We start from the raw sequence: 19,821 nt of genomic DNA, 5'->3' as shown, positions 1-19,821 counted from the left end.
CGCGAGCTGGGTTCAGAACGTCGTGAGACAGTTCGGTCTCTATCCGCTGTGGGCGAAGGTGATTTGAGGAGAGCTGCCCCTAGTACGAGAGGACCGGGGTGGACCGACCACTGGTGGGCCGGTTGTGGTGCCAACTGCATCGCCGGGTAGCCAAGTCGGGAACGGATAACCGCTGAAAGCATCTAAGTGGGAAGCCGTCTCCAAGATGAGATCACCCATCGGGCAACCGAGTAAGCGCGCTGGAAGACCACCAGTTTGATAGGGCGGAGGTGTAAGGGCTGCAAGGTCTTAAGCTGACCGCTACTAACGCGCGAGGGCTTCCTCGTGTCTGTCTGTTCTGCTTCACTTGGCTCATGTTCAACTTTAGGGTCCGAGCGCTATTAACAAGTGCATAAGCACTTTCCGACACGTCAATGACGGGTCTGAAAGGTGATCCTAGCGGCGGAGCAACACCTGGTCCCATCCCGAACCCAGCAGTTAAGTCCGCCAGCGCCGATGGTACTTCCGGGGCAGCCCGGTGGGAGAGCAGGTCATCGCCTTCAGACCCGTTCATTGTTTAACCCGAAATCCAACCCCTTCTCACCCTCGCCGCGCCGGGCCGGACAGGGCACTGCCAGCCACGGCCACGAGCGCAACTGTGAGCGGGATCAGGTAGAAGATGATCCGAAAGAGCAGCAGCCCTGCGATGAGGACGTGCGCGGGCACGTCGCCGTGCAGGAGCGAGAGCATCGTGCCCTCGAACACGCCCAGGCTGCCGGGCACATGGCTCAACAGGCCGATCAGTTGGGCGGCCAGGAATGCGGCCAACAACGTTCCAAATGGAACCGTGCCGTTCGGCAACAGCAGCCACAGCACCCAGGCCACGAGGAGCCAGTCGGTCGACGAGAGCGCGACCTGGCTCATGGCGAGGCGAACGTTCGGCATGTGGAGCGTCCAGCGCCACACGCGGATCGGATGCTTCATCGTCGCGGCAAAGTAGACGTAAAGGACCACCGTGCCGAGCATCGCGGCGCCCACGGCGCGCCAGAACGGCAGCGGGGCCCACGCTTGCAGTGCCGCTTCGGGCTTGATGGCCAACACCGCGCCCAACAAGGCGAACAAGCCGGTCCACACCGTGATCGCGTTGAAGGCCACGACCTGCGGCAGCACGGCCAAGTCGACACCCCATCGCTTGTAGAAGCGCAGGCGCGCCCACGGTCCGGTGATCAGCGCGAATCCGAGGCTGTTGACGACGGCGAACGCGACGAACCCGGCCACGCTGATCCGCCAAGCGCTCAGCGTGCGTCCGAGTTGGCGCAGCGCCAGGTGATCGTAGCCCGTCATGATCGCGTAGTTGAGCACCGTGGCCGCAACGGCGAGTCCGAGCTGCCAGCGCGGCACCGCGGCGGCCGCGCGGATGACTTCGAACGCGCTGACGTCGTGCAGTTCGCGGCCGATCACCCAGATGGCCGCGCCGAGCAGCAGCGTGCCGACGATGCGTTCGACCCATGGTAACCAGCGCGGCGGCGTGCCCTCGACGATCTCGTCGGTCGAGTCGGGCACTTCGTCTGGAATTGGGATCGCCCCACGGTCGTGGGTCATGGTGCAGCAGTCGTCGTCGGCGCGCCGGTCGGCGGCGCCGCGCCCGGCGATGCCGGCTCGAGTCGGAGCACGTTGCCGGACACGTTGCCGCGCCCGATCGTCATCGGCACGTACTCGACGTCGCGGTGCGGGCGAAGCCGGTCCGCGTAGTGGCCGGACAGCGGGTGGCCGGACTGGCCGGTGGCGATGCTGAAGCGGCCGACGTCTTCCTCTCGCAGCGTTACGATCTGTCGATAACCGGGCGCCTTTTCCTGCTGGTAAGGCTCGGCTGGGTTCGACGGCGCGGCGTTGACGGTGAATGCGTCGCCGCCGTTGGCGATCCGGCGGTTGAAGATCCGCCGCAGCAACGTGACCTCACCGAACGGCTGGTGGAGATAGCGGGCCTGGTGAACGCGCCCCCAGCGCCAAGCGGACATCCGCCCGCCGAGGCGCTCGTCGAGGTCACCGATCGCACCGTCCAGCGCACGGCGCGCCAGGTCGTCGCACGTCTCGTTCGCCGCTGTGCGCGTGTCGTCGCACCACGGCGAGTCATCGGCGGCAAGCGCGTCGGCCAGAAAGCGGCGCGGCTGCTGCTGCAGGTTGTCGTTCGGCAGGTAGTCGTTCAACAGGGGCCCGGGCAGGTCGTCCAAGAGGATGAGGCGGCCGAGGTGATGGAGCCAGGCTTCGACGAGCGCCGCCGCAGCCGAGTTCTGATCGAGCCGACCGTCCCACTTCGCCAGCATGTCGAGCGCGGCACCGCGACGCTCGTCGCCCGCGGGATCGATCGCGCGCAGGCGCGGGAGGATCGCCTGGACGTACAGGCTGGTCTGATCGCCCTGGATCGGGATCATGTCTATGGCTTTGAGCTGCGCGGCACTGTCCGGAGCGCCACGGTTCGGAGCGGCACTGTCCAGTAATCCCTGCAGGAGCGACGTGATCCGTTGGGCGCGGTACGGCTGCGCCCAATTGCGCGTGATCCAGTGCGGGTAGTCGTCCGGCACGATCCGTTGGTTGGCGGTGACGATGTAGCCGCGCTCGGGATCCTTGGTTTGTGGCAGCTCATCGAATGGGATGTCGGCGGTCCAGGCGTGCGAGTCGTTCCAGCCGGGCACAGGCAATGTGCCGTCGCCGGCCGCGCGTATCGGGATCCGGCACGGCGCGATGTGGCCGATGTGACCGTCGACGTCGGCGTACAGGACGTTCTGGCAGGGCGAGACGACGCGGCGCATGGCCGATGTGAAGTCGTCCCAGTTCGCGGCGTGGTTCAGCGCCAGGAACGCGTCGACTGTCGTGTCGCCGGGATCGAGCGCCGTCCAGCGCAGCGCGAGGACAGTGTCCTCGCCGCCCGTGACGTCGGCCGCGGCGCGCTCGTCGATGACGTCGGACAGGACGGGGCCGTGGCGGGTGCTGCGCGCGGTCCACGGCACCGGGTCCGGCCTGTCCTTCACCCGGATCGGCGCGTCGACGACGGTCATCGGCGCCCAGCCGTCATTCACGGCCACGCTGTTGCGGTCATCGGGCTTCACGCGTTCCACGTACAGGTCCTGCACATCCGCTCCGAGGTTCGTCAGCCCCCACGCCACACGCGCGTTGCGGCCGATGACGACGAGCGGCAGGCCGGGCAACGTGGCGCCCGTGACGTGCAGGCGGTCGCCGTTCATCTCGGCCAGGTACCATTGCGACGGGATCTGCGCCCCGAGATGCGGGTCGTTCGCCAGGATCGGCTCCCCGGTGGCGGTGTGCTTGCCGGCGACGACCCAGCCGTTCGAGCCGATGTCCGGGCCGCGCTGGCCGACGCGCCCGTCGATGGCACGGTTGAGCGTCAACAGGGCATCGATCCGCGATGCGCCGACGCTCCGTGCGGCGCCGACGGCGTCCGGACCGGGCGGCGCGCCGGGCATGAGGGCGTTCGCGCCTTCCACCCCGACGGCCTGGATCAAACGGGTGCGCAGCAGCTCGAGATCGTAGTTGCCGGCGAGGTTCCAGCTCATCATCTTCATCCACACGAGCGAGTCCGGCACCGTCCACGGCTCGGGCTCCACGCCGAGTGCGATGAACTCGGGCGGCAGCGCGCGATTCTCGGCCAGCAGCGCGTTCACGCCGGCGGCATAGGCTTCGAGCGCGCCCAGCGCGTCGGGCGACAGCTCGGCCATCACAGCCTCGGCGGCGCGCCGTACGCCGAGCGTGCGCAGGAACTTGTCCGTGGCGACGGCCTCGATCCCGACGACCTCGCTGAGCCGTCCGGCGCCGATCCGGCGCTGCCACTCCATCTGCCACAGTCGGTCCTGCGCGTGGACGTAGCCCAGCGCCAGGTGGGCGTCATGGTCCGTCGTCGCATAGATGTGCGGCACACCCCACGCGTCTCGGACGATCTCGACCGCGCCGTCAAGACCCGCAACCTGGAGCATCCCGCTGGTCTGCGGCAAGCTGCGCCGAAACCAGAGCGATGCGCCGGCGGCGGCGACCGCCAAGGCGAAGACGAAGCCGGCGAAAGCTCGACCGAACAGGCGCATTCAACGGTTCCTTCCGCGCGCGCTTCCGCGCATTCAGCCGTGCCTCGAATCGGTCGTCGCGCCACGCAGCGACGGGCATCCGCGCCGACGGCAGGCATGATACGCGGCGGGCGGGCGGCGGCCAATCCCATCACCGTGGGCCGCGCGGAGCGGGCGAGGTGCGCCGGGGCCGGCGGATCGCCGAACGACCGGGCGTCAGGCCCCCGTTGTCAGGTAGCCGAGTCCGTCCATCAGCCAGACCCAGACGGCCTTCGAGAACCGCACGACCGCCGGCACGGCGCCGATCACGACGGCCGCCGGCGCGCCGAGCGACATCGCCAGCGGGGCGTCGCGGGCGATCAGGGCGAACCCGAGCGGCAGCGCGACGAGCAACGGTACGCCGAAGCCGAAGACCATGCCCGCCGTCACGGCGCTGCCGTCGTCATCGAACCGCAGACCGCACACGTCGCACGCGTCGGCCAGCTCGAGCAGGCGGCGGAAGAGGCGGCCGCGGGCGCAGTGCGGGCAGCGACCGCGGAGGGCGGCGGCGAGGGAGCGGAGGCGGGTGGAGGGATCGTGGGGGGACGGGGGCGGCGGCATGGCGGGATTGTACGTGAAGTGAAGCCTTGATCCGAGCGGTTTCCTGCCTGGAAAAGCTCGGATCAAGGCCTTGAACGTGCGTCTTTCGCCCTGGAAAAGGTCGCCTGAGCGCCCCCTAATTCATCGCCCCCTATTGATCGCCCCCTATTCCATCGCGACCATCAGCCACGCGATATCGAACGGTTGCAACGCATGCTCCGCCAGCGGCCCGACCGCCCGTGCCTCGCCATCCGGCACGTCGGCATACCACAGCCGGTCGTTGGCACCCCAGAAGAGCCCACGCTCGTCGGGCCGGAACGTGATGCCGGCAATCCCGTGTTGCGTGTGGTCGGCGTGAGGACCGCCGTCAGGGTCGAAGGCCGTCCAACCTCGCTCGTCGACGACCACTCGCCATGCGCCGCCCATCGAGACGTGGGTCCGAGCGTATCGGCCGAACGGGCCGATGGCCACATCGTCAACGCCCTTGCCGAAGGCGGCCGCGTCACACGGCCCGGCGCCGTCGCCCGGCAGGCGAACGAACGGCCGTTCGGGCGCGCCCCACGAATCGACGCGGCACGCCTGGTCGTGCAGCTGCTCGTGCGCCCCGCTGTCGGCATCCACGACAAACACGCCACGCTTCGTTGTCTCGGCCGGCGGGGATGCTGCGAAGTTGCCGCTCAAGACGATCTGGCGCGTCGGCCGATCGATGACGAACGGCTCCCCTGCCCAAGTCCCCAGCGAGCGGCTGATCCCTGTACGCACGTCCAGCCGAACGACGTCGCAGCAGCCGACCCAATTCGACTCCTGATGGACGATCGCGTCGTGGTCGCCGAGCCATCCGTCGGGCCAGCGGACGAGCCAGCTTCCGATGCCGCTGCCGCCCCAGACGTGGCGTTGGACGGAGCCGTCGATGCTCGACACGTCGGTGGTCTCCGCCATCACATCGCCCGCCGCGCGGCCGCACCATGCGGCCCCCTCGTGCAGGATCCACTGCCCATCCGGCGACCAAGCCAACCGGAACGCATGCGTCGGCTCGTCGGATACGCGCCGCACCTGCCAGCCGGCGACGTCCGCGACGTACACGTCGCCGGACGGCCCGTCCAGTGCGCCGACGAACGCCAGGTGCGTGCTCGCCGGTGACCATGCGAGGACGCCAAGACCGGATCCGAAGGCGCAGAGGACGTCCTCGGCGGCCCAGCCCGGCTGCCACGGCGTCGGGACGCCCGGCGGATCGGTCGCCGCGGCGGACGGCGTGGGCGTGCCGTCGAAGTACTGCACGGCGACGTCGCCGGCCAGGCGGCGCAAGTCGTGCTCGATGTCGTTGTGCAGCAGCCGTGTCGCGAATGCCTCGCTGCTGTCCGCGAGATCCAGGACGTGCAGTGTGAGAGGCGTCGTCATCGGCGCCGTCAAGTGCCAGTCCGGCTCGTCGCCCGTGACGTAGGCCAGCCAGCGGCCGTCCGGCGAGAGCGCGCTGCCCACGTTGCGCATCCGGCCGCCGTTCGGCAGGCGCCACGTGGCGGCGAGGGCGCCGTCGGCGTGGCGGACGGCAAGGTCCGTCGCCTGGCCGTCGACAGTGTCGGCGGTCTCGGCGACGACAGCGGAGTCAGCGGACTCGGGGGCGGACGGGATGCGATGGAGCAGGTACGGCCCCGGCGCGGGCAGCAGCGCCGCGTTCGGCGGCACGGCGACCGATCGGGCGGTTGGCGTCACGACGGCCGTGTCGTTGGGCGGAGATGCGTCGCCGGTGGACGGGAGCTGGCAACCCTGTGCGGTGGTGACGGCGGCCAGGACGATCAAGGCGCACAGCGGTGCGAGCGAGCCTGGGAGGGACGAGCGGGACGGCGGGACGGGGAACGGCGTGGACATCGGTGGGCTCCAGTTGCGGTGGCGACGGGATCGACTGGAGACGAAGATATCGCATCTCAAGGGGCTGTTGGCGCCGCGAAACCGCCGCGCCGCCGCCGCGCAACCGTCGCACGGCCGTCGCGCGGCCGTCGCAGAAGCGTTGTCTTGCGCTATCCGAAGGCGCCGACGGCATCGCCCCGATCGGTCGTCTCGTCCTCCTCGACCACGGCCTGGCGACCCGTGACGGTGTAGATCACCCGCTCGCAGATGTTCGTCACGCGGTCGGCGGCGCGTTCGAGGTTGTGGGCGACCCAGAGCATGTAGTTGGCGCGCTCGATCGCGCGCGCGTCGTCCACCGGACCGGAGATCGTCGCGGCGAAGACCTCGTTGAACACGGCGTCGATCGTGTCGTCGTCGGCGATGACGGCGCGGGCGATGGCGGCATCGCGGCGCTCGAAGGCGTCGAGGGCGCGGCCGAGCATGTCGGCGGCGATGTCGGCCATGTGCTCGAGGCGGTCGAGGACGCCGGACGGCATCTGCCAGCCGGCCAGGCGGATGTGGATCGTGGCGATGCCCTTGGCGTAGTCGCCCATCCGCTCGAGCTCGCCGACGACCTCGAGCATTGCGGCCAGCAGGCGGATGTCGCCGGCCACCGGCTGCTGCGTGGCGATGAGCGTCATGATCTCGCTCTCGACCCGGTAGCGGCGGCTGTTGATGTCGCGGTCGAAGGCCATCAGGCGCTCGGACGCCGGAAGATCGTCGCGGCGCAGGTTGTCCGTGCTGTGGCGCAGCGCGTCGCGCACCATGTTGCCAAGGGTTTGGACCTCGTTCTCGAGGCGGTGGAGTTCGCGGTCGTACAGCGCGCGGGCCATTGGCGACGCTCCTACTCAGCCGAAGCGGCCGGTGATGTAGTCCTCGGTCCGCGGATCGACCGGGTTCGTGAAGAGCTCGGCCGTCGGACCGAACTCCACCAGATAGCCGTCTCGCTGGCTGCCCACCGAGAAGAAGGCTGTATAGTCCGAGGCGCGGGCCGCCTGCTGCATGTTGTGCGTGACGATGACGATCGTGTAGTCGCTTTTGAGCGTCTGCATGAGCTCCTCGATCCGCAGCGTCGCGATCGGGTCGAGGGCGGAGCACGGCTCGTCCATCAAGATGATCTCGGGCCGAACGGCAATCGCCCGGGCGATGCACAGCCGCTGCTGCTGTCCGCCGGACAGCGAGAGGCCGCTGGCCTGCAGCTTGTCCTTCACCTCGTCCCACAAGGCCGCCCGCTGGAGCGCGTCCTCCACGAGATCGTCCATCCGTCCGCGGAAGCCGTTGATCCGCGCGCCCCAGGCGACGTTCTCGTAGATCGTCTTCGGGAACGGGTTCGGCTTCTGGAACACCATCCCGACCTTGCGCCGCACCTCGACCGGGTCGATGTCGGACGCATAGATGTCCACGCCGTCGAGTTCAACCATGCCGCTCACCCGCGCCGTTGGGATCAGGTCGTTCATCCGGTTGAAGCACCGGAGCACCGTGCTCTTGCCGCAGCCGGACGGGCCGATGAGCGCCGTGATCTTGTTGCGCGCGACGGCCAAGTCGACACCGCGCACCGCGAGGAAGGCAGCGTAGTGCACGGCGAGGTCGCGGGTCGCCATGGCCATCGGCATGCCCTGCGGCGCGCGCAGCGCATCCGGGTTCGTCGTGCTGTCGAAGACATGCGGCTGCTGTTCGCCTACGACTGACTGCAGGCGCGGCGGGCGCGTCTGTACGGTCATCGGGATCACCCCTTGGCGCGGTAGCGGTTGCGAAGGAAGATCGCTGAAGCGTTCAGCGTGAGGAGCAGGATGAGCAGGGCAAGGATGGCGGCGGCGGCGATGTTGCGGAAGACGTCCGACGGACGGCTCGTCCACTGATAGATCTGGATCGGCAGCGCCGTGAACTTCGAGAACGGCCCCGACGGATCGAGCGCCACGTACGTGCTCGCGCCGATGACAAGGATCGGCGCCGTTTCGCCGATCGCACGCGAGACCGCCAGGATCGCGCCGGTCAGGATCCCCGGCAGCGCGCCGGGCAGGACGTGGTGCCAGATCGTCTGCCATTTCGTCCCGCCGAGGCCGAAGCTGGCCTGGCGAAGGCTCTGCGGCACGGCGCGGATCGCCTCCTGGCCGTTGATGATGAGCACGGGCAGGATGAGGAGTCCGAGCGTGAGACCGCCTGAGAGGATCGTTCGGCCGTTGGGCGAGTCGCCACTGGCCATGCCGAAGATGGCGCCGCTCGTGAAGGGTTGGAGGAACCGCACGAGGATCGCCAGGCCGAGCATGCCGTAGATGATGGACGGCACGCCCGCCAGGTTGTTGATGTTCGTCTGGATCAACTGGTTGATCCGGCTGCGCTTGTCCGCGTACTCTTCGAGATAGATCGCCGCGCCGACGCCGACCGGGAACGCGAACAGGATCGTGATGAGGATCATCCACAGCGAGCCCTTGATGGCGGTGCTCACACCGGACTTCTCGGGGTCGGGATCCTGGGGCGACAGGAGGAAGTCGAGCGTCAGCCACGATCGGAACGCAAGCTGCGTGTTCGGGAACTCGGCCGCGTGCGCGCGCTTGACGGTGCCCCGGCGGAACACGGAGTCCAGCAGCGACCACGTGCGGACGACTTTGGGCTGGACGATCCGCTCCGTGGCGAGGGCGTGCAGTTGGCGTACGGACCGCGACGCAAGCGGTGCCTCGCCGTTCAGTCGCCGAATGACGCCCGGCTTCAGCTCGCTTTCCAACAGCCCGACGAGCCCGGCCGTGTCGAGCTGATCGAGCGCCACCCCGTGATAGAGGACCGTCGCCGGGTCGCGCTTCACCTGGACCGCCGTGTAACCGAACGCGCTGTTGGCGACGTTCAGGAGCAGGGCGGCGAGCACCAGGATTGCCACGAGCGTCGATGCGCGGAATCCCTGCCGCCAGAGATCGGCGCGGCGGCGGCGCACGTCGACCCGCGGCTCGAATCCCTCGGTCGCGCCGAGCGACGGCGGCGGCTGGGCATCGTTCCGGCCGGCGGATGCCTTGGCGTCGATCATTCGTATTGCTCCCGGAAGCGCCGCACGACCCGCTGGCTGACGGCGTTCAGGCCGAGCGTCATGAGAAACAGCATCAGGCCGATCGCGAAGATGCTGTCGTAGTCGATCGTGTTGAAGCTGAGGTCGCCTGACGAGATGCGGGCGATGTGCCCGGTCATCGTCTCGGCCGGCTGGAACGGATTGAACGTGAGGTTCGGGCTGGCGCCGGACGCGATCGCGACGACCATCGTTTCGCCGATGGCGCGCGAGATCGCCAGGATGAACGCGGCGGCGATCCCGGAGAGCGCGGCCGGTAGGACGACATGTACGCTCGTCTCCAGCCGTGTCGCACCAAGGGCGAAGCTGGCCTCGCGCAGGCTGCGCGGCACGGCGTGGAGCGCGTCCTCGCTCATCGAGGTGACGAGCGGCAGGATGAGGATGCCGATGACGATGCCTGCCGACGCCATGTTGTAGCCCGAGACGAGATCGGCGCCGAAGATGAGCCGCAGCAGCGGCGTCATGAACATGAGGGCGAAGTAGCCGAAGACGACGGTCGGGATGCCGGCGAGCACTTCGAGCACCGGCTTGAGGGCGTTGCGCATCGGCGACGATGCGTACTCGCTCAAGTAGATGGCCACCGCCAACCCGAGCGGGAGTGCCACGACCATCGCGATGGCGGACGTTCCGAGCGTGGCGTTGACCAGCGGCAGGATGCCGAACTGCTTCAGGTGCGGCTGCCATGTGGTGCCGGTCAGGAACTTCCAGACGGAGACGTCGGGGTCGGCGAAGAACCGCAGGCTCTCGCGGGTCAGGACGAACACGATGCCGATCGTCGTCAGGATCGAGATCGCACCGCACAGGAACAGGAGACCCTGGATGAGGCTCTCCGTCGGCCGTGATCGCCGGCGAAGGCTTGCGCGAACCTCGGACTGTGCGCGCCCTGATGCGCTCACTGTTTCGGCTGCAATCGCCATCGTTTCCGCCTCGTCCATCGAGTTTGGCCACCCATCCGTCGCGTCACCTGCGGCGACCGGTTGCCGCGCGCGGGGCGCCTGCCGCTGTCGCGAAGCGCCGATGGGGATTGTACCGCCCATCGACGCCCGCCGCGACAGCGGCAGGCGCCCCATTACGGGCCAGCCTACTGACCGGCGGCCGTCGTCCAGCTCGTCTCCGCCTCATCGAGCGCCTCGGCGCTGGCCGGGAAGTAGCCGGCGGCCTCGATCTCCTCGTTGACCGAGGAGAGGTAGTAGCTGATGAAGCTCGCCACCTGCGGCTTGGCCTTCAGAACATCGATCGACGAGTAGATGTAAAGCGGGCGCGACAGCGGATAGGTGCCGTCCTCGGCGGTCGTGAAGTTCGGCTCGACGCCGCCGACCTTGAGGATCTTGAGCTTGCCGCCGCTCTCGGCATAGTACGCGTAGCCGAAGTAGCCGATCGCGCCCTTGTCGCCCTCCACGCCCTGCGCCAGGATGTTGTCGTCCTCGGACATCTGCGGGTTGGCGGCCAACAGTGGGGCCTCGTCCTTCTCGAAAACCGCCTCGACGAAGTAGTCGAACGTGCCGCTGTCGGTGCCCGGGCTGAAGAGCTTCACGGGCTCGGCCGGCCACTCCGCGCGCACTTCCTGCCACGTCGCCGCGCCGGCGAAGATCGCTTTGAGCTCGTCGAGCGTGATGTCATCGGCCCAGTCGTTCTGCGGGTTCACGACGATCGCCAGCGCGTCCGTGCCGACGCGGAACTCGACGACCTCACGGCCGATCTTCTCGCAGTTCGCCTTCTCTTCGTCCTTGACCGGTCGGCTGGCGTTGGCGATGTCCGTCTCGCCGGCCGTGCAGAAGCGCTCGAAGCCCGCGCCCGTGCCGACGCTGTCGATCGTGACGTTGCCGGTGTAGCCCTCGTCCTTGAAGCGGGCGGCGATGCGCTCGGAGAGCGGGAATACGGTCGAGCTGCCGGCGGTGACGATGTCACCGGTGACGCCGGCCGGGTCGACCGGCGCGAGCGTCACGGCGCCGGCGTCGGCGGACGGGGCGGGGACGTCGGTCGGCATCTCGGCCGGAGCGGTCGTCGGCATCTCGGCGACCGTGGCCGCCGTCGGCTCAGCGGCCGGCGGAGCATCCTCGGGACCGCAGGCGGCCATGGTCAGGGCGGCGACGGCGATGAAACCGATCCGCGTGAAGGTCGAAAACGTGGGGGTGGACATGTGTGCGTGTTCTCCTCGTTGGACGTTTCGGGCCAAGCCGCCGCGTCGGGTTGCGGCGGAGCGGCGACGTGGGGCGCCGCATCGCGGTCAGCGTAGCAGCGGCAACCACTCCATTAGATCAATCGGGCCTTAACCCCGCCGCACGATGACGTTAAGTCGCGTTAATCTCGCGCACGGGCCTCGCGCATTGGGGTTCGGGATGACTCTGACCGCCGTCGATGCGCGGCGAAGAGGACCGGCCCACCGGACCCGGGGAAACCCGGACCCGGTGGGCCGAAAGCAGGCAGCAAGCCGGCCCGTGGCGGACGGGCGGTAACAGGGTCGAGTGCGATCGTCCCGTTACTGGCAGCCGCAGCGCAAGACGAAGCCGTTGTAGAGCGGGTGATACGGCAGGTTGACGTTCCGAAGCGTGACGTGGCGCCGGATCGGGTTCACCGGGCTCTGCGGCACGTTCGGGTTGCACGGCGTGTTGTAGCCGCTCAGGCTGGCCGGGCTGGAGAGGGCCAAGGCAAGCGCTGCCGCCGGGGCTTTGCTCTCCACCTGCGGGCATGCGCTCACCGACGTGTCGGCCGTCGGAAGGACGCCCGGCGTGTTCGTCGGCCGCGGTGTCGCCGGCGTGCCGCCGGTCGGGGTCGTCGCTGTAGGCGGCGTCGTCGTCGGCAGCGTGCCCGGCCGGAACGGCGCGTACGGGTCGAGCGTGGCGCAGGCCTCGCCGGTCACGTCGGGATAGAGCACCCACGCCTGGTCGACGGCCTCGTTGCCGTCATTGCCTGAGGCGCGGCCGCCGAGCACGAAGAAGCGCTTGTGCTTCGGGTCCCACACGCTCGGGATCGCCCGCACGGCGCGGACCTTCTTGGCCGACGTCGACTCGATGTTGTCGGCGCCGAGGCGCTCCCAGCTCAAGCTCGCCGACGCGTCACCCAGCTGCGAGAGGTTCACGCGCCACAGTCCGGCGGAGTGGCTCGCGCCGTCCTTGATGCTCGAGCTCGCGCGGCCGAACCAGCTGTAGAACATCTTCGTCTCGGGGTCGTAAGCGCACGCGCCCTCGCGCCGGCCGCCGAAGCTCAGGCCCTCGGCGTCGGCCGTCTTCTGATTCGCGAAGCGATCCGTGATCTCCTGCCAGACACCGTTGGCGCCGGACTTGAAGTCGATCCACCACACCTCGTTGTACGTCGTGCTCGTCTGCCCGCCGGAGTTGCCGCCGAGGACGATCGCGCCGTCCACCCCGGTGTCCTTGTCGTAGACGTACGCTGCGCACGTGCCCATCCGGCGAACCGGCTTGGAGCCGCCGATGTTCAGCTGCTGGACGTTCCACTTCGAGCCGGACTTCTTGGCCGAGTAGACGACGTCCTGCGACTCCGTCGGGATCTCGTCGTTGTAGCTGCCCTGGCCGAAGATCAGCCGGCTGCGCTGGGTGTCGTACGCGGCCATGAGGCGCGTCAGCTTGCCCTCGTTCTTCAACAGCTCGGTGCCCGCTGGAAGTGAGCTCACGCCGCTGTTGGGAATCCAACGGACACCGGAGGACGAGACGCTGTCGCCGATCGCCAGCTCCTTGATGTCGCCGCCCTTCTTGGATGTGTCCGTGTTACCGTTGTCGCAGCCGTCCTTGCCCATGACGGACAGCCAGTTCGACCCGTTCAGCGAGACCGAAGACATTTCGCGGCAGCCCTGGTCGCTCTTCTCGGAGGCGTACCCAACGCCGGCGCTGTACGTCACTTTTTGCCAGGCATCCTTTACGCCGTCTAGCTTGAGCGCGTACATGTCGGCGAACACTCGGGTCTCGTTGGCGCCGAACTTCGTCGCGCCGCCGGCGTACACCAGCACGCCCGTCTCGGGGTTGTAGCCCCCGAAGCCGCCGTAACGCTCCGCGGGCATGTCGGGCAGCTGGACGTAGCACGCCTTGCCGGTATCGATCCGCTCGGGCACCGTGCCCTGGGCGCGCGCGTCGGGGGCCGCCGGCGCGCCGAAGATCAAGCCGCCAAGCGTGGCGGCTGCTGCAGCGACCGCGAGGCCGCTGACGAATCTGCGATGCATGCTCTTCTCCTCGGAAAGGGTGGGTCGATTGCGCATGGGTGGACGCCCCCCCCGCAACGTGCTCGACGCGCGACCGCCAGCGCGCCGGGCGGCGTGGCGCCATCCCGGCGATGAGGCTAGCCGCCCCGCGTGAACGCTTGGGCCCCTTCGCCTTAAGGCCGTGTGAAGCGGTGCGGAACAGCCGTTAAGGCCAAATCGTCGAGCGCGCACCGTCGCCGCCGCATTCCTGCCGTCGTCCGCATGACGGCGGTGCCCGCCGGCGACTCGGCTATAATCGCGCCGATCTCCACACCGGCCCGCGGCTGGCCTTTCGGCGTGGCCGCCCACCCCCTCGGTCAGCCTGAATGCTCCTCACCGTCAGCATCGGGAACAGCCACACCGCGTTCGCCGTCCACCCGTCCAGCGGGACGGGCCGGCGGTCCGGCTTCCGACTGCAGACGGACCCGCGCCGCACCGTCGACGAGCTCGGCCTGTGGGTGGCCGACCTGCTGGCACGCGACGGGCTCGCGCTGCGCGACGTCCATGCGGCCTGCATCTGCAGCGTCGTGCCCGGCGCCACGGAAACCGTTGTCGCCCTCTGCCGCGCGGCGTTCGATGTGGCGCCGCTCGTCGTCCGGCCCGGCGTGCGATCCGGCCTGCCGGTACGCTACCGCCCCGCCTCCGCCCTCGGCGCCGACCGATTCGTCGATGCCGTGGCCGCAAAGGCCGCGTACGGATCGCCGGTGATCGTCGTGGACTTCGGCACGGCCACGACGATCAACGTCGTCGATGCCGACGGGGCGTTCGTAGGCGGTGCGATCGCGCCCGGCATCGGGATCGCCGCCGAGGCGTTGGCCCGCGCGGGCGCACGCCTGGTGCGCGTGGATGTCGAAGGGCCGACACCGCCGCTCGTCGGGCGCACGACCGAATCGGCGGTACAGAGCGGCTTGATCCACGGCCATGCCGCGCTCGTCGACGGGCTCCTGGAGCAGATCGTCGCAGCGCTCGATGCCCGCCCGGCCGCGCCGCCGGTCGATCTGTCGGCCGAAATGCCGGCCGTCGGCGCGCCGCCGTTCGCGCCGACGTTCGCGGTTCCGATCGTCGCCACCGGCGGCTGGGCGGCGGTCATGGCGCCGCAAGTGCCGCGGATCGCCCATGTCCATCCCGGTCTCATCCATGACGGCCTTCGGCTCGTCTGGCAGCGGCATGCCGATGCCCGCCGGGCAGCGTGAGTCGATGACCAGTCAAGTCGCTCCGGCCGGTCCAGCGGTCGATGCCGCCGTCTTCACGCGGCCGACGTTCGACGGCCGCGCCGTCGCGCTCGGAGTGACGGGTTCGATCGCCGCGTACAAGTCCCTCGGCTTGGCGAGCGCCCTCGTGCAACGCGGCGCGCACGTCGACGTGATCCTGACCCGCGCCGCCGGCGAACTCGTGCGGCCGCTGGCCTTCCAGGCACTGACGCACCGGCCGGTGGCGCTTGACCTGTGGGACCCGGCCGGCGTGATCGCAATGGACCATGTGGCGATCGCCCACCGCGCCGAGCTGTTCGTCGTCGCGCCGGCCACCGCCGACGCCATCGCCCGCCTCGCCCTCGGCCTCGCCGGCGACGCGCTCGGCACGACGGCGCTCGCCGTTCGCTGTCCGATCGTCGTCGCGCCGGCGATGGAGCCGCGGATGTGGGACCACCCGGCCACCCAAGGGCACGTGCGCACGCTCCTGGAGCGCGGCGTCGTCGTCGTCGGGCCGGTCGGCGGCCGGATGGCTTCCGGCGAGCGCGGGGTCGGTCGGATGGTCGAGCCCGACACGCTCCTCGAGCACTTGGCGGCGGCGCTCGGGCAAGGCGGTCCGCTGCGCGGGCGTCGGATCGTCGTCAGCGCCGGGCCGACGCGCGAGGGGATCGACCCGGTCCGGTTCCTGTCGAACGGATCGACGGGCCGGATGGGCTACGCGATCGCGCGACGGGCGCGGGACCTCGGCGCCGACGTCACGCTGATCAGCGGGCCGGTGGCGCTGCCGCCGCCCGCCGCCCTGACCTTCGTCGGCGTCGAGAGCGCCGAGGAGATGTGCGCGGCGGTGCTGGACGTCGCGCCCTCGGCCGACGCGATCGTCATGACGGCGGCCGTGGCTGACTACAAGCCGGTGCGGTATTCGGCCGAAAAGGTGAAGAAACAGCCGGGCGACATGACGCTCGTTCTCGACCGCACACCGGACATCCTCGTCGCGCTGGACGCGGTGGTGCGCGACCGGTGCGACGCCCCCGTCCGGGTCGGCTTTGCGGCCGAGACGTCCGACCTCGTCGGTCATGCGCGCGCCAAGCTCGAGGGCAAGAACCTGGACTTGATCATCGCCAACCCCGTGCCGGCCTCGTTCGGCGGGGATGATTCGGAGGCACTGCTCATCGACCGCACAACCGTCGACGCCCGGCCGTTCGGTGCCAAGGCCGACTTGGCCGGCGAGATCATGCGCCGCGTGCACGGTCTCCTCCTGGAGCGCGACGCGCGGATCCACGGACGGTCCCGCCCGTGACGACACCACCCGACGCCCTCGATCCGACCCCGTTGTCGCCTCCGCCGCCGGAAGGCGATGAAGTTCCGACGCCGCTCTTCGAGCGCTGGCTCGGCGTCGAGTCCGCCGCGCGGCGCGTACGGGACGGCCTTGGCGTCGTTGCCGCACGCGCGGGGCGCGCCGGGCACGTCGCGGGACGGGCGCTGCGGCGGTTCGGCGCGTGGCTGGCGAACCCGCTCCACCTGCGGCGCGTGCTGTACGTGCTGCTGCCGGTGCTCGTGGCCATCGGCCTCCTCTCGCCGCCGGTCTCGTTGGGCACGCGGCTGTGGTCGCTCACGTATCACCGACTGCGGCCGGGCGTGGATGCCACCGTACAGGCGCGCGGCGCGCCGGGGGCCGAGCTGCTCGTGTATCGCTACAGCATCGGGCGGGCAGCTCGGGCGGATTTGGAAGCACAGAACGGTCTCCCGGCCGGAACGGACGCGCTGCCGGACGATGCGACCGCGCTGACGGACTTCTTCCGCCTGCGCATCCGCGGCCCGGCGCCGCGCGAGGCCTACCTCCACGTCGACGTGCCGGTATCGACCGAGGACCAACCGTTCGTGGACGCCTTCGGCTGGGACGGGACGCGGTGGCGCTGGCTGCAGTCGCAGTGGATGATCGCCGGGCGGCTGAAAGTCCTCGTTCCGACCGGCGAGTACGTGCCGAGCACCCTCGTTGTCGCGCGCGCCGAGACCGGTCGCCCGGCGGTCTCGGCCGTCCTCCTGCCGCCGCCGAGCGCGCTGCCGGCCGCCGCGGCCGAGTTGCCGATCCTCGAGGTGCGCGCGTTTACCCTCGAGCGCGACGACGGGCTGATCGCGCGCCGGCCCGTCGTGCCGGTGAACCCGCAGGCGCAGGTGTACGGTGTGGCGGACAACCGCGAAGAGGGGCGGGTCCGCGGGGATCTGATCAACAACATCCTCACCCGCCCCGAGACGCGCCTGCGCCATCGCTCCGAGCTCGTCCGGGCCGCGGAAGCCGACAATCTGGCCGGCATCGTGCTGGACTACGAGGACATCGACGAGGGGTTGAACGACGCATGGGCCGGCTTCGTCGCACTGCTCGGCGCCGACCTTCGACGCGCCGGCAAGCAACTGATCGTCAACGTGCCGATGCCGCGCCTGGCCGCCGGAGAGTGGAGCGGCGGCAACGTGGAGTGGCGGCGGATCGGGGACGGCGCCGATGGGGTGCGCGTCAAGCTGCCCGGCGGCGCGCCGCTCAGCACGGCCGCGTTGGACAGCTTGGTGCAGTGGTGCCTGACCGCCGTCGATCGTCGCAAGCTCCAGCTGGCGATCCCGGTGCAGGGTCAGGACATCGTCGACAACATCGTGACGCCGATCACGTACGGCGAGGCGCTGGGTCGGATCCTCGACATCGCCCGTTCCGACGCGCCCGACCGGATCACCCCCGGCCGGGAGACGACGATCGAGCTGCCGACGATCCGGGCGTCCGAGCTCGGCAAGGACGAGGCCACGCAGCGCTGGCGCTTTTTCTACTGGGACGCGAACCGCCGCCAGCACACCGTTTGGCTGACCGACGTCGAAGGGCTGCGGCCCGTCTTCGACACGGCGGCCTACTACCGGATCGGCTCGATCGTCCTGGACGGCGTGTCCAACGGCGTCGATCCGTTCCTGTGGCGGATGGTCCGAACGTACCTCCGCGAAGGTGAGGCGCGTACCGGGCAGTCGAGCTATCGGCTGCGCTGGCAGCTGCTCGATGCTGCCGGCCGGATCGTCATGCAGGCCGACCAGCCGCTGGACGCCACGACGTTCCGCTTCGATGCCCCGCGGACGGTCGGCGATTACCGCCTGAGCGTCAACCTGATGACCGGCGACGGCGAGCTGGCCGCGCCGGGCGCCGAGACCGTCGTCCTCGTGGCCGAGCCGCCGCCGCCGCCGCCGACCCCGACGCAGTTTGCGATCGTCATCGACGTGACGCCCGAGTCCATCGAGACCGCGGCGTCCCCCGACGACGAGGCCCGTGCGCGCGCGCCGGTGACGATCGGCGGCGAAGGCGGCGAGGACGCGGCCGCCGTGGCGTTCGATGCGATGCTCGACGTCGCGGACACGGCGTTGCGCGCCGCGCCGAACGTCGAAGCGCGCGAGATCACGACGCTGCGCAAGGGCGACCGCCTGATCCGGATCGACGTATCGGACGATGCGCGCTGGTGGCTCGTGCGGATCGGCAGCACCGGCATGCAGGGGTGGGTGTTCGCCAGCTTCCTTGTGACCCCGACGCCGACGCCGCCGCAGACCGCAACGCCGGCACCAGCCGGCACGCTCAGCCCGAGCGCGCCGTCCGCGCCGCCGTCCGCGGCGGCGGCCACTGCCCGGCCGACGGCCACGGTGCAGCGTGTTCTGCCGCGGCCCACGCGCACGCTGCGTCCGGTGACCCCGGCCGCGGCCGGCGCGCTTTCGCCCAGCCCGACGCCCTGACGCCATGGTGCGCGACGCGTCGGTCTGGCTGGCGGCGGCGCTCCTCGCCTACGCCGTCGCGGTGAACGCCGCGTGGTGGGCGAGCGAACGCGCACCGGCCTCGCTCGGCAGGCGGATCGACGCCTTTCTGGCCGTGTCCCGCTGGCTGTACCTCGGCGGGCTGCCGCTGGCGGCGCTCGGCACCGGCGTCATGCCGTTGTGGCTGGCCGGCTGGACGATGCCGGCGTCGTGGCCGGTGGCGGTCGCAGGGGCGCTGCTCGCGGCGGGCATCGGGGCAGCGATCCTTGGGGTGGCCGCCAACGATGGGCCGGAAGGCGCGCGCGGCTCGGACCGACCTGGTGGGGGACGGCGGCGACCGTCGTTCGAGCGGTTGGGCGCGTGCTGCGCCGACGTCGTGTTGCGCGAGGCGCACTGGGGCTTCGTGCGCGCCGGTGTCGTGGCCGCTGCTCCCGGCTGGTTCGCCGTGCCGGGCGGCGCGTACGTCGCCCTCGGACAGGCGCTGATCCTTGGCTTGCTGTTCGCCGAGATCTGGGTGCACCCGCATGCCCGACATGCCGCCATCGATCCGGACGGGGCCCGCGCCGCGTCGGCGCTCGGGGTGGCGGCGGCGGCGAGCCACCTCGGCTGGATGATCGCGGGAACGGCCGGCGCCGGGCTGGCGGCGCACGCCGTGGTGGCCCTGGTGGCGCTCCGCTATCCGCCGGGCGGCACGACGCCCAAGCCCTCGATCTCGCCGGATCGACCCATGGCGGTCATCGAGCCCACGATCGTCGGCTAGTTCTAGAACGAGAAGAACAGCTGCCCGCCGGTCATGTCCGCGTAGTACTTGGCGGCGAAGATCAGGCCGAAGAGCAAGCCGCCGATGACGAGGATCCGGAAGAGGTCGCGCTTCACGTGGTGGTAGCGCTCGGCGAGGTCGGCCTCGTAATCCACGACGGCCGTCATGCTGGTGGCCGGCATGCGCGGGGCGCGCGGGGCACGGGCGTCGGCGGACGGTGCGGCGGTGGGTGTGCGCGGCGCCTGGGGCGAGCGCGGGCGTTGCGGCGTCTTGCGGGCCATCGGCATTCTCCTGTCGGCGAGACGGCGATGATAGCGAGCGGAGGGCGGGCTGTCGAGTTGCGG

Annotated in this window: 15 protein-coding genes and 2 rRNA genes (1 of these 17 cut by a window edge); 6 read left to right on the top strand and 11 right to left on the bottom strand. The window is 70.0% G+C overall.

The window, feature by feature from the left end; all coding sequences use genetic code 11:
• Positions 1-326: ribosomal RNA gene (locus tag IPG72_08970) — 23S ribosomal RNA — on the top strand (it extends 2,653 nt beyond the left edge of the window).
• 99 nt (positions 327-425) lie between these two features.
• Positions 426-542: ribosomal RNA gene (gene rrf, locus IPG72_08965) — 5S ribosomal RNA — on the top strand.
• A gap of 37 nt (positions 543-579) precedes the next feature.
• On the opposite strand, the gene IPG72_08960 is transcribed toward rrf, so the two are convergent.
• From IPG72_08960 to IPG72_08915, 10 genes are all read right to left on the bottom strand, one after another.
• Positions 580-1,581 (bottom strand): UPF0104 family protein, encoded by a 1,002-nt coding sequence (locus IPG72_08960; GenBank protein MBK6769125.1) that lies wholly within the window; start codon positions 1,579-1,581, stop codon positions 580-582.
• A complete protein-coding gene (locus IPG72_08955) occupies positions 1,578-4,073 on the bottom strand; it encodes a penicillin acylase family protein (GenBank protein MBK6769124.1) in 2,496 nt (831 codons plus the stop codon). Before IPG72_08955 ends, IPG72_08960 begins: the two co-directional genes overlap by 4 nt.
• 195 nt (positions 4,074-4,268) lie before the next feature.
• Positions 4,269-4,652, bottom strand: a complete 384-nt coding sequence (locus IPG72_08950; protein MBK6769123.1) for a DUF983 domain-containing protein — start codon at positions 4,650-4,652, stop codon at positions 4,269-4,271.
• Positions 4,653-4,796: 144 nt separating this feature from the next.
• Positions 4,797-6,497 carry a PD40 domain-containing protein gene (locus IPG72_08945; GenBank protein ID MBK6769122.1) on the bottom strand — a complete coding sequence of 567 codons (1,701 nt, stop codon included), beginning with the start codon at positions 6,495-6,497 and terminating at the stop codon, positions 4,797-4,799.
• 149 nt (positions 6,498-6,646) lie between these two features.
• Positions 6,647-7,348: a phosphate signaling complex protein PhoU gene (gene phoU / locus IPG72_08940; protein ID MBK6769121.1), complete on the bottom strand. Its 702-nt coding sequence runs from the start codon at positions 7,346-7,348 to the stop codon at positions 6,647-6,649.
• Between the two features lie 15 nt (positions 7,349-7,363).
• Entirely contained in the window at positions 7,364-8,236 is an 873-nt protein-coding gene (pstB, locus tag IPG72_08935; GenBank protein MBK6769120.1) for a phosphate ABC transporter ATP-binding protein, read from the bottom strand.
• A gap of 5 nt (positions 8,237-8,241) precedes the next feature.
• Complete coding sequence (gene pstA, locus IPG72_08930; GenBank protein ID MBK6769119.1) at positions 8,242-9,531, bottom strand: phosphate ABC transporter permease PstA; 1,290 nt, start codon at positions 9,529-9,531, stop codon at positions 8,242-8,244.
• Positions 9,528-10,484 carry a phosphate ABC transporter permease subunit PstC gene (pstC, locus tag IPG72_08925; protein ID MBK6769118.1) on the bottom strand — a complete coding sequence of 319 codons (957 nt, stop codon included), beginning with the start codon at positions 10,482-10,484 and terminating at the stop codon, positions 9,528-9,530. The genes pstA and pstC overlap by 4 nt, the downstream gene beginning before the upstream one ends.
• Positions 10,485-10,648: 164 nt before the next feature.
• A complete protein-coding gene (locus tag IPG72_08920) occupies positions 10,649-11,707 on the bottom strand; it encodes a PstS family phosphate ABC transporter substrate-binding protein (protein ID MBK6769117.1) in 1,059 nt (352 codons plus the stop codon).
• Between the two features lie 339 nt (positions 11,708-12,046).
• Complete coding sequence (locus tag IPG72_08915) at positions 12,047-13,741, bottom strand: hypothetical protein (protein ID MBK6769116.1); 1,695 nt, start codon at positions 13,739-13,741, stop codon at positions 12,047-12,049.
• A gap of 344 nt (positions 13,742-14,085) precedes the next feature.
• On the opposite strand from IPG72_08915, the gene IPG72_08910 reads away from it, so the two are divergent.
• The 4 genes from IPG72_08910 to IPG72_08895 are packed head-to-tail and all read left to right on the top strand — an operon-like array spanning position 14,086 to position 19,477.
• The gene (locus tag IPG72_08910; protein ID MBK6769115.1) at positions 14,086-14,952 is read left to right on the top strand and encodes a type III pantothenate kinase; all 867 of its coding nucleotides are present in this window, start codon (positions 14,086-14,088) and stop codon (positions 14,950-14,952) included.
• Positions 14,953-14,956: 4 nt separating this feature from the next.
• Complete coding sequence (gene coaBC, locus IPG72_08905) at positions 14,957-16,246, top strand: bifunctional phosphopantothenoylcysteine decarboxylase/phosphopantothenate--cysteine ligase CoaBC (protein MBK6769114.1); 1,290 nt, start codon at positions 14,957-14,959, stop codon at positions 16,244-16,246.
• Positions 16,243-18,699 (top strand): SH3 domain-containing protein, encoded by a 2,457-nt coding sequence (locus IPG72_08900; GenBank protein MBK6769113.1) that lies wholly within the window; start codon positions 16,243-16,245, stop codon positions 18,697-18,699. Before coaBC ends, IPG72_08900 begins: the two co-directional genes overlap by 4 nt.
• Positions 18,700-18,703: 4 nt before the next feature.
• The gene (locus IPG72_08895) at positions 18,704-19,477 is read left to right on the top strand and encodes a hypothetical protein (GenBank protein ID MBK6769112.1); all 774 of its coding nucleotides are present in this window, start codon (positions 18,704-18,706) and stop codon (positions 19,475-19,477) included.
• 2 nt (positions 19,478-19,479) lie between these two features.
• Here the strand turns inward: IPG72_08895 and IPG72_08890 are convergent, their stop codons facing one another.
• Positions 19,480-19,758 (bottom strand): hypothetical protein, encoded by a 279-nt coding sequence (locus IPG72_08890; GenBank protein MBK6769111.1) that lies wholly within the window; start codon positions 19,756-19,758, stop codon positions 19,480-19,482.
• Between the last annotated feature and the right edge of the window lie 63 nt (positions 19,759-19,821).

This window comes from Candidatus Avedoeria danica, from assembly GCA_016703025.1.
GTDB lineage: Bacteria > Chloroflexota > Anaerolineae > Epilineales > Epilineaceae > Avedoeria > Avedoeria danica.
Note: the sequence above shows the minus strand (reverse complement) of the source record. Positions and strands in the feature narration are given on the sequence as shown.